General features: G+C 71.2%; 13 protein-coding genes. 11 read left to right on the top strand and 2 right to left on the bottom strand.

Translation table 11 applies throughout. The annotated features are described in order from the left end of the window. Positions 1-242 precede the first annotated feature (242 nt). The 9 genes from VP06_RS27920 (at position 243) to VP06_RS27960 (ending at position 9634) form a co-directional block, all read left to right on the top strand. Positions 243-461, top strand: coding sequence for a hypothetical protein (locus VP06_RS27920; RefSeq protein ID WP_048467075.1), 219 nt, complete (start codon positions 243-245; stop codon positions 459-461). A 70-nt stretch (positions 462-531) separates the two neighbouring features. Then, on the top strand, positions 532-756 hold the full coding sequence (locus tag VP06_RS27925; RefSeq protein WP_156295815.1) for a hypothetical protein: 225 nt from the start codon (positions 532-534) through the stop codon (positions 754-756). A 190-nt stretch (positions 757-946) separates the two neighbouring features. Next, the gene (locus VP06_RS27930) at positions 947-1996 is read left to right on the top strand and encodes a SctD/MshK family protein (RefSeq protein ID WP_048467077.1); all 1050 of its coding nucleotides are present in this window, start codon (positions 947-949) and stop codon (positions 1994-1996) included. 72 nt (positions 1997-2068) lie between these two features. After that, on the top strand, positions 2069-2608 hold the full coding sequence (locus tag VP06_RS33920) for a hypothetical protein (protein ID WP_053082069.1): 540 nt from the start codon (positions 2069-2071) through the stop codon (positions 2606-2608). Positions 2609-2613: 5 nt separating this feature from the next. Continuing rightward, positions 2614-3075, top strand: coding sequence for a type III secretion apparatus assembly chaperone SctY (gene sctY / locus VP06_RS27940; RefSeq protein ID WP_053082070.1), 462 nt, complete (start codon positions 2614-2616; stop codon positions 3073-3075). Next, positions 3072-5219 (top strand): type III secretion system export apparatus subunit SctV, encoded by a 2148-nt coding sequence (gene sctV, locus VP06_RS27945; protein WP_048467078.1) that lies wholly within the window; start codon positions 3072-3074, stop codon positions 5217-5219. The genes sctY and sctV overlap by 4 nt, the downstream gene beginning before the upstream one ends. Positions 5220-5408: 189 nt before the next feature. Next, the gene (locus VP06_RS33925) at positions 5409-8762 is read left to right on the top strand and encodes a DUF4781 domain-containing protein (protein ID WP_053082071.1); all 3354 of its coding nucleotides are present in this window, start codon (positions 5409-5411) and stop codon (positions 8760-8762) included. Next, positions 8759-9226, top strand: coding sequence for an SMI1/KNR4 family protein (locus VP06_RS27955; RefSeq protein ID WP_048467079.1), 468 nt, complete (start codon positions 8759-8761; stop codon positions 9224-9226). The genes VP06_RS33925 and VP06_RS27955 overlap by 4 nt, the downstream gene beginning before the upstream one ends. A 39-nt stretch (positions 9227-9265) precedes the next feature. Further along, positions 9266-9634, top strand: coding sequence for a hypothetical protein (locus VP06_RS27960; RefSeq protein ID WP_048467080.1), 369 nt, complete (start codon positions 9266-9268; stop codon positions 9632-9634). A 634-nt stretch (positions 9635-10268) separates the two neighbouring features. On the opposite strand, the gene VP06_RS27965 is transcribed toward VP06_RS27960, so the two are convergent. Next, the gene (locus tag VP06_RS27965; protein ID WP_048467081.1) at positions 10269-10556 is read right to left on the bottom strand and encodes a hypothetical protein; all 288 of its coding nucleotides are present in this window, start codon (positions 10554-10556) and stop codon (positions 10269-10271) included. 512 nt (positions 10557-11068) lie between these two features. On the opposite strand from VP06_RS27965, the gene VP06_RS27975 reads away from it, so the two are divergent. Continuing rightward, on the top strand, positions 11069-11926 hold the full coding sequence (locus tag VP06_RS27975; RefSeq protein WP_048467113.1) for an HD domain-containing protein: 858 nt from the start codon (positions 11069-11071) through the stop codon (positions 11924-11926). A 377-nt stretch (positions 11927-12303) separates the two neighbouring features. Here VP06_RS27975 and VP06_RS27980 read toward each other — a convergent pair whose 3' ends face one another. Further along, positions 12304-13248: a LysR family transcriptional regulator gene (locus VP06_RS27980; RefSeq protein WP_048467083.1), complete on the bottom strand. Its 945-nt coding sequence runs from the start codon at positions 13246-13248 to the stop codon at positions 12304-12306. A 1-nt stretch (position 13249) separates the two neighbouring features. Here VP06_RS27980 and VP06_RS27985 point away from each other — a divergent pair, with 1 nt between their 5' ends. Continuing rightward, positions 13250-14269 (top strand): NAD(P)-dependent oxidoreductase, encoded by a 1020-nt coding sequence (locus VP06_RS27985; protein WP_280950250.1) that lies wholly within the window; start codon positions 13250-13252, stop codon positions 14267-14269. Positions 14270-14285 lie beyond the last annotated feature (16 nt).

Genomic DNA, 14285 nt, shown 5'->3' on the forward strand with positions numbered 1-14285 from the left:
TCGCAGCAGCCGGCTACGATGCAGACTAAGATGAAAGCTCTGCTATTTCTACTTGAACGGAAAATGCTCTAGCGTCCTGACCTGTGGCGCCGTCGCGGCGGCCGGGGATCGCCCCCGGACCTCCGCGGAGCGCCGCCGCAGTGCCGAATCGTCTGCGCCAAGCGCGGGCGGCCCGGCCCAGCGTGTGGACGGCCTCTTCCGCTCGCCCCAGGGCACCGGGAGCGGCCGCAGGAGGAGTGACGATGTTCGAAGCAATCGGGAACATCGCGGGGACCGCCCTCGGCGGTCCGGTCGGCGGCCTCGTTGGCGGGGCGGTCGGAAGCATCCTCGGTGGCGGGGGCGATTCCGGGCAGGCCAAGGCTTTCCAGGACGCGCTCGGCCAGTTCGCCATGCAGGTCGCAGGCGACGCGATGGACGAGATGAACCAGGCGATGTCGGAAACCGAGGAGGATTTCGCGTAGCCGGCCGGCTCACGCGGAATTCCCGACATCGTCGCACGTGGATTTTCAACTTCCAATTGAGGAGTCGATCATGGCTGGTGGAATCGGTGGACTCGTGGGTGGTGCTGTCAGCGCTCTGACGGGCGGCGGCGCTGCGGGTGGTGCGGCCGGCGGCGGCGGCGACAGCTTCGCGGCCAACCTCGCTCAGCTCAAGCAGGTGAGCGAGGAGCAACAGCAGAAGAGCATGGAGCTGCGCATGGTCTCGGCCAAGCTCGGCACCGAGCAGAACGCCGCCAAGGAGAAGCCGCAGCAGTAAGCGGCCGAACCATTCGGCCATTGTTGCCGACGGGACGGGGCCCAAGCGGCCCTGTCCCGCGCCTCGGCCCGGGAGGCGCGGGAGGCGCGCAGGATCAGGCGCCGGAGGCGCGCGCAGGACGAGGCGCGCGAGGCGCGGATGCACCCGGACCCGAACGGTCTGGGGCCCAGGACATGCAGAGGAGGCGAACGTGCCCAGCGCGACGACGGCCGGCGGCAACGAGGCCGGCTTCTACCGTCTCGAGATTCGTTCGGGGCTCTATGCGGGAGTGACGCAGGACGTGGGCGAGGGCCGGCTCGTGCTCGGCAGCGGCCCCGATGCGGACATCCTGCTGATGGAGCCCGATTTCGCCCCCATGCACGCGGCTTTCGTCCTGCAGGACCGGACGATCCGCGTCGAGGGGCTGGCCGAGGACGTGACCGTGGCCGGCGTCGGGCCGGTGCCCGCGGGCGCCGCGCGGACGCTGCGCCTGCCGACCGTCGTCGAGATCGCGGGCGTCGCCCTCGCCTGGGACGTCGCGCCCGGCGCGGCCCTGGAGACGGTGCCGGCGGTGGCGTCGCTCGGCTTGGTGCGGCGCCTGCTCGCGCGGCCGGCGGTGCCGGGCCTCGCCGCGGCCGGCCTGCTCGCCGCGACCGTCTTCTTCACGCTGGCCGACCCGATCTCCGGGGCCGCCCTCGTCGCCGGCGCAGGCAAGGACGGCGCAGGCAAGGGCGGCCGCGCGCCGACCACCGCCACGAGCCAGCCCGCGCCGGCCGCGCCCGATCCTGCGGCACCCGCCACTGCCGCGCAGGCGTCGACGCTCCGGCCGGCGCCGGCCTCCGGCCCTGCCCTGCCGCCGCAGAAACCCGGCGGCGTCGAGACGGCGGCCAAGGCGCTCCGCGAGGACGCCGCCCAGGCCGGGCTGCTCAACGTCCACGTCAAGGCGAGCGGCGGCGCCGTCGCGGCGAGCGGCACGATCGAGCCGGCGCTGGCCGGCCGCTGGGAAACGCTGCAACGGGCGTTCGACGAGCGCTTCGCCGGCGACGTCACCCTCGTCAACAGCGTCGCGGTGAAGGCCGAGAAGCTGCCGGCGTCGCTCGGCATCGAGGGCGTCTGGCGCGGGCCCCAGCCGTACATCGTCGTCCGCGGCCAGCGCTACCTCGCGGGCGCCGTGGTCGATGGCGGCTGGACCCTGCGCGAGATCGAGCATGACCGGGTGATGCTGGAGCGCGACGGTCGCCTCGTCGCCATGCGCTTCTGAGGACTGCGCATCTGAGGACTGCGCTCCTAGAGCAGCCGCGCCCGCCGGAACGAGACGCATCAGGAATCCATCATGGCCCGCCGCACCCGCGTGACCTCGTCGATCCCCTCCTCCGCCGATGGTGCCTACGCCCTCGAGCGCGATCGCCTCGCCGGCCGCCACCAGGCGGGCGCGGACGCGCGGGTCGGGGCCGTGGACGGCGTCGGCGAGCGGAATGCCCGCGGCGATCACGCGCGCGGGCCGGCCGAGGAGGGCATGCCGCTCGATGCCGCCATCGACGCGATGCTGGCGGCCGGCGGCGTCGACGCCGTCACCCGCGTGCAGCTGAGCGAGGCGCGTCGCGCCATCGCCGACAGCGCCGCCGGACCGGCCGCGGACGGATTCGAGGGGTCGAGCCTCTCGCGCGCCCTGTTCCGCTTCGTCATGCCGCGCCTGCATCACCCCGAGGTGCTGCGGGCCGAGCGTCACCGGGCGCTGCTGGAGGATCTGGCCGACGGGCTCGCGGCGGAGGGCGGCGACGGCGTGGTCCGCGAGGGCGCGCTCGTCGTCCATCGCGAGCTACGCCGCCTCGCCCTGCTCCGGGCCGGGCGCAACGCGCTGGTGGAGGGATGAGCGCCATGGTCGACGCAACTCACGACCGGGAACCCGGTCACGCCCTGCCGGTCCCGGCGCGCGCCCGCCCCCTCGCCGCCCCGCCAGACCGCACGCCGCTGATCGCCCGCGAGCAGCGCGACCTGCTCTGCGCCCTCGCCTACGTGGCGCTCGGCGTCGGCGACGGTTCCCAGGCCGTGACGCTGCTCGACCTCGTCCTGCGGGAGGCGCCGGCCGATGCGGGGGTCCTGCGGCTCATGGCCTATGCCCGGGTCGCGACCGGCGACGGCGCTGGCGCGCTCGACGCCCTCGACCGGCTGGAGGACCTCCGGGACGACGCGGAGGACGGGGACCCGCCCGCACCGCTGCTGCTCCTGCGCAGCCAGGCCCTGCGGCTCGCCGGCCGCCTCGACGAGGGCCGGGCCACCTTCCGCCGCTTCGTGGCGGCACGGCGCGGCCGGACACCGAACCGGGAGATCGCCGCGTGATCGCCACCCTGAAGACCACCCTGCGCCGCCTGCCGGCGAGCCCCGACATCGCCGTCGCCCTCGTGGTGATCCTGGCGATCGCCATGATGGTGCTGCCGATGCCGCACCTGCTCGTCGACACCTTGATCGCGTTCAACCTCGGCTTCTCGGTGCTGCTGCTGATGGTGGCGCTCTACGTGCTGAGCCCGCTCGACTTCTCGGCCCTGCCCGGCATCATCCTGATCTCGACGGTGTTCCGCCTCGCGCTCACCATCACCACCTCGCGCCTGATCCTGGCCGAGGGCGACGCGGGCGAGATCATCCGCACCTTCGGCGAGTTCGTGATCTCGGGGAACCTGATCGTCGGGCTCGTGGTGTTCCTCATCATCACGCTGGTGCAGTTCATCGTCATCGCCAAGGGCGCCGAGCGCGTGGCGGAGGTGGGCGCGCGCTTCACCCTCGACGCCCTGCCCGGCAAGCAGATGGCGATCGACGCCGAACTCCGGAACGGCGACATCGACCAGGCGCAAGCCAAGGCCCGCCGCGTCACCCTGGAGCGCGAGAGCCAGCTCTACGGCGCGATGGACGGCGCGATGAAGTTCGTGAAGGGCGATGCCATCGCGGGCCTCGTCGTCATCGCCGTCAACATGATCGGCGGGCTCGCCATCGGCATGCTGACCCGCGGCATGCCGGCGGGCCAGGCGCTGCACGAATACACCCTGCTGTCGATCGGCGACGCGCTGATCGCGCAGATCCCGGCGCTGCTGCTCTCGCTCACCGCCGGCACCATCGTGACCCGCGTCACCGGCGGGCGCGACATCGCGCTCGGGCGCGACATCGCCGAGCAGCTGGTCTCCGACCCGCGGGCCCTGCGGCTGGCCGCCGCCGTGCTGCTCGGCATGGCGGCGATTCCGGGCTTCCCGGCCCCGGTCTTCCTCGTGCTCGCCCTCGTCTTCGCCGCGGCGAGCCTGCGCCGCAAGCCCATGCCGGAGGCGACAGAGGCGGCCCAGGAGGAGAGCGAGGCGGCGCGTCGCGCGGGCAAGCCCGCACTGCCCGCCGAGGTCGTGCCGGTGATGCTCAACCTCGCCCCCGGCCTGATCGAGCGCATCGACGCGCAGGCCCTCGCCCGGGCGATCGCCCGGACGCGGAGCCACGTCTCGACCGATCTCGGTGTGCTGATCCCCGAGGTCGGCTCGACCGTCGACCCGACGCTCGCCGAGGGCGAGTTCCGCCTCGACGTCGAGGGTGTGCCGGTCGAGAGCGGCCATGTCCGTCCCGACCGGCTCGTCCTCGACGACGACGCGGCCAATCTCGAACTCGCCGGGATCCCCTTCACCCGCGAGGCGGGGTCGGAGGCGCCGGTGCTGATCGAGGCCGCCCGCGCGCCCGCGCTCGACGAGGCCGGCATCGGCTACCACGACGCGGCGGGCGTGATCGCCGCCCGGGTGCGCGCCGTGCTCACGCGGCATGCCGGCCGCTTCGTCGGCATCCAGGAGACCCGGGCCCTGCTCGCGCGGATGGAGGCGGGCTACGGCGACCTCGTCAAGGAGGTGCTGCGCTCGGTGCCGGTGCCGCGGGTCGCAGAGGTGCTGCGCCGCCTCCTCGACGAGGGCATCCCGATGCGCAACACCCGCATCCTGCTGGAATCGCTCGCCGAATGGGGCGAGCGCGAGCAGAACCCGATGCTGCTCGCCGAGTATGTCCGCTCCGGCCTCAAGCGCCAGATCTGCCACCGCCACGCCAACGGCCACAAGATGGTGGCGGCCTACGTGATGGAGCGCGAGGCCGAGGAAACGGTGCGCGCCGCCGTGCGCGACACCGCGGTCGGTCCCTATCTCGTGCTCGACGAACGGGCCTCCGAGGCGCTGCTCGCGCAGATGCGCCGCATCCAGGAGGGCTTGGGCCCCCGCAACGGAGCGGACGAGGCCGGGCGCCCGGTCCTGCTCGCCTCCATGGACATCCGCCGCTTCGTGCGCGGCTTCCTGTCCCGCAACGGCATCGGGATCGCGGTGCTGTCCTACCAGGACCTCGCCGACGAGTTCACGATCCAGCCGGTCGGCTCCATCAACCTGTCGCGCTCGCAGGCCGCGCCGAAGCCCGCCCCGAAGGCGCAGGTCAAGGCGCGCCCCGGCGCGCAAGACGCGCTCGCCGCCGCGGCGGGCTGAGCGACACCCCCCCGCGTCCCGACCCTCGCGGGTCGCCAAGCAGGCTTGCGTTGGCAGGCCACCGCTTCGCCCGCTTAGGTTCTTGTTTTATCGCAGATTTTTATCGCCGAACCGGTGACCACTTCGGCGAAATCTGCTTAGGCGCGACACAACCCGGGGCGGCGCCCCGCTCGCACGAGGAGACCGAGCATGGCCTCGACCGCTTCCGTCGCCCCGCGGCACGCCGCCCCGGCGACGCCGCCAAAACCCGCGGAAAGACCCGAGGAGAAGCAGGCATTCGCGCCGGCCGCCGGGCCCGCGGGCGCCAACGAGAACGAGCCTGCGTCCCAGGCTGCCACCGAATCCGCCATACCGCCGGCCGACCCGGTCTCGCCCGAGCGCCGGGCGGCGATCGCCGGCTGGGTCGACGCGAAATCGGACCAGAGCGGCGGCGTCCTCGGCTTCGGCGGCACCGAGTCGAGCGACAAGGTGCGCGACGCGCTCGCCGGCCGCTCGGAACTCGGGCCGTTGGACGCGGGCGAGCAGCGGGCGCTCGCCGACCGGATGATCGCGCGCTGGGAGGCCGGGCGCGGCGACGGCGCGAGCGGGCCGGCGCGGCTGGTGGACGCGCTGGCCGACGACCCCGACAGCCGGACCCTCGTCGGCGAGCGCCTCGCCGCCCGCGCCGCGGCGATCACCCACGAGACGCCGTTCGACCCGGACCGGCCGGATGGGAACTGGGAGAACCGCGCCCGGGCGCAAGGCTACGCCAACAACGCGGTGCGGGCGGCCGGCCAGGCCGACGATCCGGCCGCGCCCGGCCGGTTGCGGTCGATGACCGAGGCGCTCGGCCCCGAGGGCGCGGGCGGTCTCGCGCGGACGCTGGCCGGCGGCGACGGGCTCACGGCCGGCGGGGTCGTCACGGCGGGCGGTTCGCCACTTGTCCGCACCCTCGAGGCGCTGGAGGGCGGCGCCCCGAGCGAGGCGCGCAGCAGCGTCGTCCAGAACGCCTTCGCGGCGACACCGGCCTCGGCCTACGCCGATCCGGCGATGCGGCGCGCCATGGGCGCGGCGTTGGCACGGGAGTGGAACCCGGACGATGCGGGAGCCGCCGCCCGCGACGCGGAACGCCTGACCGGCATCCTCGCCACGGACCAGGGCCGGCGCCTGCTCGGCGCGGGCGGCGAGGACGGCCCGCCGCTGGAGACGCGGGTGAACGCCCTCGCGACCGTGCGGGCGGATCCCGCGGTGACCGGCGCGGTGCTGGAGCGGACCGACGATCCCTGGACCAACCCGGCGATCATCGCGCCGTCCGCCCAGGCGAGCGCGCGGCAATACCTCGACGCCCGCGGCGACGCACCCGTCGCCCTCGCGGGGAACGACCTCGACAACACCGTCGGCACCGCCATGGGCCTGCCGCCGGCGCTGCCGCCGGGCACCGATCCCGCCGAGGCCGAAGCCGCCGCGGCGCGAGGGGCATTCAACTTCTACGCCAGCGGCGACGCGGCGGAGCCGGTCAAGGCGGTGGCCGACCAGATCCGCGCGATCGCGGGCGACGGGCCGGCGATCGTCACGGTGCTGCCCGTGACCTACTCGGACGGCACGACCGGCCCGGTCCAGCTGCCCCTGTTCCGCGTCACCGACCCGTCGGGAGCCGAGCGCTACGTCGACAATACCGGCCGGGCCTACGACGATTTCGAGGATTGGCGCACCCACAACGCCCTGCCGCCGGGCACCCAGGTCTATCCGGAGGGCGGCCACCTCGCCGCCGGGCCGGACGGCCGGGTCGCACTCGGCCAGGGCAACACGCCGAAGACCGTCGATACCTTTGGCGAGCACGTCGCCGGAATCCTGGACAAGGCCGCGCTCGTCGGCGGCATCGTCGCAGGCGGCGTGCTGATCGTCGGCACGGGCGGCCTGGCGACGCCGGTCGTGGTCGGCGCCACCGCGGTGGCGGTCGGCGCCGGCGCCTGGGGCGCCTACCGCTCCGGAAGCGAGCTTCTGGACCGCGGCCAGCACGGCCAGTCGCTGAACCCGGTCACCGATGCCGAGGCCCGCGGCCTGTGGCTCAGTCTCGGCGCCAACGTCGCCTCGCTCGGCGCCTTCGGCAGCGCGGCGCGCCTGTCGCAGCTCGGCCAGGCGGGACGGGCGGTGGCGCCGCTGGAAGCCTCGCTGCACGGCTACGCCCAGGCCGGCGCCTTCGCCCTCGACACCGCGGCGGTCGCCGACCAGGGCATCGCCACCGCGCGGAACTGGGACCGGATGAGCGGGGAGGAGCGCGCCACCTCGATCCTCCAGATGGGCTTCTGGGGCGTCGGCGCGGGCGTCGGCCTGCGGGCGTCGGGCACCCGCAACCCCGGCGACATGTTCAACCCCGTGACGGTGCGCGAGGCCATCCTGGCGGCAAACCCGCCGCCGGTCGCCGTGGATGCGAGCCTCCCCGGCAATGCCGCCAAGATCGACGTCGATCCGGCGACCGGCGTGGTGCGGGGCGTCCGGCACGCGCCGGGGGCGAGTGCGGAAGACATCCGCCTGCACACGGAGACCGCACAGGCGATCCAGCGCGGCGTCACGCTCGAGGGCCAGATCGACCGCCTGTTCCGCCGCACCGGCGAGCCCGGCCCGGGCAGCGTCGGCCACAACGCCCGCATCGACATCGGCAAGATCAACGAGCGGCTCGCGAGCCAGGCCCGGGCGCTCGAGGACCCGGCCCTCGACGGGCGCACCCGCGCGCAGATCGAGGCCGACGTCGACGCCGACCGCGCCTATATCGACCAGCTGTCCGAGAAGGTCGCCTCCTTCGCGCGCGATCCCGCCGACGCGACGGTCGACGGCCCGAGCACCGGCCTCGCCCTTGCGCGCCAGCAGGGCGTCGAGCGCCTCTTCGACACCCTGCCGGAGGGCCTGTCCAACCAGTATGTCTGGAAGGTCGGCCCGAACGGCGCCCTCGAGGTCGCGGCCCGGCGGCCGGAGCTCGCCGACAAGCTGCCGGCCTACGCGCTCCGGGGCGACAACGACAATGCGCGCCTGGAACAGACGCGCCCGGGCACGCTCCAGCTCGTCAACGGACGCCTGCCGCGGAACGCGATCCACGCCGGCTCCCTCTTCACCCGCGACCAGCTACGGGCCGAGGCCGCCAACGGCGACCGCTCGGTGGAGCGGTTCGACCAGGGCCTCGGGCAATTGTCGGCCGAGGTACGGGCGCAGTATGCCGGCGGCATCCGCTACAGCGACGCGGGATTCCCGCAATTTCCCTCCGTCTTCCGGGCTGCCATCGGCTCGGACCTGTACGATGCCGGTCGGCCGACCCATTTCGCGGAGGCGAACAGGCAGCTCCTGGCCGATCTCGACTCCGGAGGCGACAACCAGCTGAGCCGGGCAGGCCTCACCGGGACGCAGATCGACCAGATCCGGGCGTCGATCGGCCGCGATGCGGATGCGTCGCCGAAGGGATGGACCTGGCACCACACCGAGAATCCGGGCGAGTTGATCCTGGTCCCGCGGGGGATCCACGAAGCCTACCAGCACACCGGGGGTGAAGCTCTGTGGGGAGGCGGCGAATGAGCGCCGAGTGGATCGACTACCTGGATTTCGCGTTCCCCCGCCCGACCGGGGACGACCGGCGGCGCATCGAGGATACCGTCGGCCACCGGCTGCCCGATGCCTATTGGCACGATGTCGAGACGCATCAGGGGCATACGCGCCGGCCCGACCGCATCGTCCTGGACAATGGCCGCCCGGAACGCCTGGGCGTCTACCTCTACGTGGTCCAGCCCGATCGGGTCGAGGACGAGGAAGCCCGGTCCTACGACCTCGTCTCGGCGTTCGAGGACATCCGGGCCGCCTACCCGCCCGGGCTGGTTCCGTTCAGCGACGACACCGGCGGCAACCGGTTCGCCTTCGACTATCGCGGCGGCGGAAAGCCCGGAATCGTCTTCGTCGACCACAATGTCGAGGGAGAGGCCGGTGTGACTCCCGCCGCACCGGACTACGAGACCTTGATCGCGCGCCTGTCCGGCGAGGCGTGAGGCGCGGCGACGGCGGCCAGCACGCTTGCGGGCCTGAGGATGCACGGCGCGCAGGACAGCGTGCGCACGCACGCTGCTCTCCGGGTCAAGGGCGTCTCCCGGCGCGACCTCGGCGTGCCGGATCTGTTCGGGCGCGTGGTGAACACCACCACCGACCCGGCGACGTCGCATTCGGGCTTCAGCTTCGGGGCGCTCGCGGCAAACCGGTTCGCGGGCGACGTCGCGGGCAACGTGGCGACGCCCGAGACGCTGGTCGAGTTCATCCTCGGCAACCCGCAGCGTTGGGCCTCGCTGGCGCAGGCAAAGATCCGCCCGGTGATGCTCTCCCCCCTCCCCGACCGTCACCTCTGCCCGCCCGATCCTGAGCCTCGCCGAGCCCGCCGACCGGCTGGTCGCGGCGCGCACTGATCCCGACCTCCAGGACCTCGCCTGGAGCGAGCACGGCTGTCGCGGCAAGCTCGGCGCGGTCGGCCGCGGCGGTCCCGCAATCCGACGCCTCAGCCCCCTTGTGTCGAGCCTCGTCCCGATGCCGGGCGCGCCGACGATGCTGGTGCTGATCCAGCGTGTGGCTTTAGCGGTGTCGCGATGGGTTCTCGGCTGTCGCCCCAGTTCTCGGGGGTGCCCTCGCCCGTGCGGGAGTGAGCGTCAAGATGACCCTGCTGTTCCGGCTCCTTGCTGTGATCGTTCGATGCTACGAAAACTCGTCCCGAGACAGGCCACTGCGATAGCCTTGATGAAGCTGTTGGGCGAGAAAGCGGCGGGTTCATTTGGCGCCGCCCGCATATGCATGACACCGGATGCCAACAATTTGTGCATTGCAGCAAAGAATGTCCGCTTGCTGCGGCACAGCAGCGCTTGCAAGAGTCAGCGAGCCCTAACGATGTTAGAGTTAGCCTGCCTTCTTGGGCTTTTTCTCCCAGGATTTTAGATTATTTTTGTGAGAACAATCGTTTTTATTAAGAAAGCCATACAGCGCCAATCAATTCTGTGCTAAGTATATGGTTCAGCGCTGCACATTTGCATGCTCCAATAGCTCTGGCGCTTAGAGCTTGCCCTTCTTGCGTTTCGGCGCAGGGATAGGCGTCGCCTGACTAGCGGGGTCATCCTCGGCGTGGTCGCCGCGCGAGGCCAGCGCCATCTCGTGCACGCGACGGGCGCGGTCCGGGTCGCCGTCGGCTGCCTGGATCATGGCGAGAAACGCCCCCCGGCTGATTTCCTTCTTGGATGCATCGGGGTGTTGCTTGCGGACTGCGGCGATCAGCTCCTTGGGTTTCAAATTTGGCGCGGCGAGGGCCGCCACGGTTTTGGCGATAGCCTGAAGGGCGCTCATGATGCCTCCTGATAGGTTGAGCACAAAGGGGAATCGGACCCCACAGGCGTAGCGATAGCCGACCTGTCATACAACTGTCGTATCGCGGCAGATTATCTGTAGCCGGCAAATATTCGGTAAGGAATCAGACTATCAAATGCATTTTGCTGTCTGCTCGAATGAGCGTTGTTTTTTGTTGAAAATGCGCTATGCGTGATCCGAGAAATTTTGCTTAGGGTTGCCGGACCGTCTGCCGTGATCAGTGTGTGGCTGAGTAGAATGCGAGCGCTTTGTTTGAGGAAGGTTCGTCTCATGCCAGATCACTCGTCCAGTCCCTCGCCTGAGGCGGCGACCCCGTGGCTCGCAGCCATGACCGTGCGGCTCTCCCCCTGGGCTGCGTGTTCGGCTGAGAAGAATGCAGCGCGGATCGAGCAGCCGGACGTCATGGGCTACGCGATGCGCGGCACGTCTCTCGAGCAGATGGCTGAGGTTCTCCATCACTCGTGGATGCGGCCCCGCACGTCATGACAGCGATGATCACGACTGCCACGCTCGCCGCGAAGGCGCTCGGCGACCACCTGGCTGCGGAGTTGCAGAACACCTTCGGGGCAACGCAGGCGCCGCTCGCCGAGACCGTGAGCTCGGTCGCCCGCCTCGCGCTCGAGTGTCTGGCCAACTCCGACGCGCTCTACCACGACCTCGAGCACACCCTGCTGGTCACCCAGGTCGGCCTCGAGATCCTGCGTGGCCGCACGCTGCTGGAACCGATCACACCCGCTGACTGGGCCCACCTGCTGGTCGCCTGCCTGATGCACGACATCGGCTATGTGCGCGGTATCCTCAAGGGTGACTCGGTCACCGACGGCTACGTCGTCGATGAGGCGGGTCAACGCGTTGTGCTGCAGCGTGGCGCCTCAGATGCCGCTCTGACGCCGTATCACGTGGAGCGCTCCAAGCTGTTCGTGCGGGCGCGGCTTGGTCAATCGGAGTTGCTGGACGCCTCGCGCATCGTGCAGGCCATTGAGCACACCCGCTTCCCGGCTGGGGCGAGCACCGCTGACGGCGTGCTCGTCGAAGAGGCGCGCCTTGTGCGGGCTGCCGACCTAATCGGGCAGATGGGTGATCCGCTTTACCTGCGCAAAGCCAATGCGCTCTACCATGAATTCGAGGAAGTTGGTATCAACGCCAAGCTCGGTTATACCTCGCCCGCTGATTTGGTGGAACGCTATCCTGAGTTTTTCTGGAGCAGCGTTTCATCACATTTGGAGCGCGCGTTGACCTACCTCGAGGTGACGGTGGGGGGACGGCAGTGGATCGCCGGTCTGCAGGCGAACGTGTTTCGGGCGGAGCGTCCGTATGGTGCTGTGCGGCGCACGTCCGTATTGTCGTGAAGGCGCATCCTGAAAGCCTGCCGCGACGAGACGATGTGTACGAAAAACGAAGGTTTTTCCAGGCTCCTAACCCAATCATGAGAGCGTGTTAAGAAGTCAAACCTCATAATCTACGCACAAGGCTGGCGTCAGGAACCAGGTAAGACGGACGCGCCGCGATCCGCTGCACAGACATGCAAGCGCAAGTCACCGCCGGTTAGAGCATTTTCCGACGAAGCGGATACCGGTTCGTCGTAGAAAATGCGGCGAAATCAAACAGCGAGAGAAGCGTCGCGATGGCAATGCGATCGTGAAGTGCTCCAGACCCGCTCCCTCCGGCCCGCGCGGCGTCCCGCGCCTTGCCGGGCCCGGGACGTCTCGGCACGCAGGTCTCCGCCTCATCGCGACGACAGGGCGCCGCGCCGCGCCTCCCGCCCTTCCCCCGCCATGCCGCGGGCGAGATGCTGGAGGAGCTTGGCGGCCGCGGGCGAGAGCTGGCGGCCGAGGCGGGTGACGATCCGGGCCTCGACGCCGTCCAGCCCCGGATCGGCGAGCGGCAGGGCCACCAGCACACCCTCGGCGATCTCCTGGGCGGCGCAGAAGGCCGGCAGCAACGTCACGCCGGTGCCGGAGGCGGCGAATTGCTTGAGCACGCCGATCGAGCCGGTGATCAGCGCCGGTTCGAGCCGCACGCCCTCGGCCTGCTCGGCGGCGGCGATGATCTGCCGGATGCCGAAGGCCGGATGCATCGTCCCGAGGCGGTGGCCCGACAGATCGGCGAGGCGGACCGGGACCGGATGGGCGGCGAGGGGGTGATCGGCCCGCACCAGCACCCGGATCGGGTGCGGCATCGCCAGGTGGGTGCGCAGGCGCGGCTCCGGCGGCGGGTTGTAGACGAGGCCGAGATGCGCCTCGTCCTCGACGACCCGGCGCACCACGTCGTTGGTCGCAGCGAGGTCGAGGGTCATGGTCAGGTCGGGGTGGCGGGCCCAGAAGCCCTGGAGCAGGCCCGACATCAGGTCGCCGACGAAGCCCTCGCCCAAAACCACGTCGATATGCCCACGGCGCAGGCCCTTCAGCTCGGTGAGCTTGGCCAGGATGTCCTGCCGGTCGGAAGTCTGGCGCCGGTAATAGTCGAGGAGGAGCGAGCCAGCCGGGGTCGCCCGCACCCCGCGGCGGTGGCGCTCGATCAGCGGCGTGGCGAGCTGCCCCTCCATCTGGACGATCTGGCGGCTCACCGCCGAGGCGTTGACGTTGAGCTTGTCGGCCGCCGCGCGGACCGAGCCGCAGCCGACCGCCTCCGCGAAATAGCGCAGGCAGCGCTCGTCGAGGCTGGGATGCATCGTGTTGTCCCTCCCGCTCACCGGGTGCGTTGCCGGCAAGTCAACGCAAAATACTCGCCAACGTCGTTCCGCTCAACACCGATCGGCCTCAGTCTCCGGCTCCCAGAGGGCGCCGCGGCACGGATCCGGGCGCCGATCCGGGAGACCATCGGACATGCACACGATCGGCGTCGTCGGGCTCGGCAACATGGGCCGGGGCATGGCCCTCTCGCTGCGGCGGGGCGGTTTCGAGGTGGTGGGCTACGATCCCGCGCCGGCCGCCCGCGCGGCGATCGAGGCGGACGGGATCACGGTCGCGGAGGGCCTGCCGGCCCTGTGGCGGGACTGCGACGCGGTGGTGCTGTCGCTGCCGACCTCCGAGGTGGTGGAGGCGGTGCTGCTCGGCGCCGACGGGCCGCTCTCGCGCGCCCAGGAGACCGGCCTCCTGATCGTCGACACCTCGACCTCGGATCCCGCCGTCACGCGGCGCATCGCGGCGGCCCTCGAGCCGGCCGGCATCGACCTGATCGACGCTCCGGTGAGCGGCGGCCCGAAGGGAGCGCATGCCGCCACCCTGACGATGGTGCTCGGCGGCAGCGACGCGGCCTTGGCCCGGGCCGAGCCGGTCCTCGCCGCCATGAGCGCGACGCGGGTTCATGTCGGCGGCGTCGGCGCCGGCCACGTCACCAAGCTCGCCAACAACCTGCTCTGCGCCGCCCACCTCATCACCGCCGCGGAGGCGGTGCGGATGGCGAAGGAAGCCGGCGTCGAGCCGGCGCGGCTGCTCGCCGGGATCAATGCCGGCTCGGGCCGCAGCGGCGTCACGCAGGTGAACTTCCCGACCTGGGTGCTGAACGGCGCCTTCGATTCCGGCTTCACCATGAAGCTGATGCGCAAGGACGTGCGCCTGGCCGAGAGCCTGATCGGCGCACTCGCCCTCGACCTGCCGCTCTCCGCCCAGGTCGGCCAGTTGTGGCGCGAGAGCGCCGAGATCCCGGACGACGCCGACTTCAACGCCATCGTCACGCTCCAGCTCGCCTGATCCAGAAAGCCCCAGC

The organism is Methylobacterium aquaticum (assembly GCF_001043915.1).
In the GTDB taxonomy this organism is placed as follows: domain Bacteria; phylum Pseudomonadota; class Alphaproteobacteria; order Rhizobiales; family Beijerinckiaceae; genus Methylobacterium; species Methylobacterium aquaticum.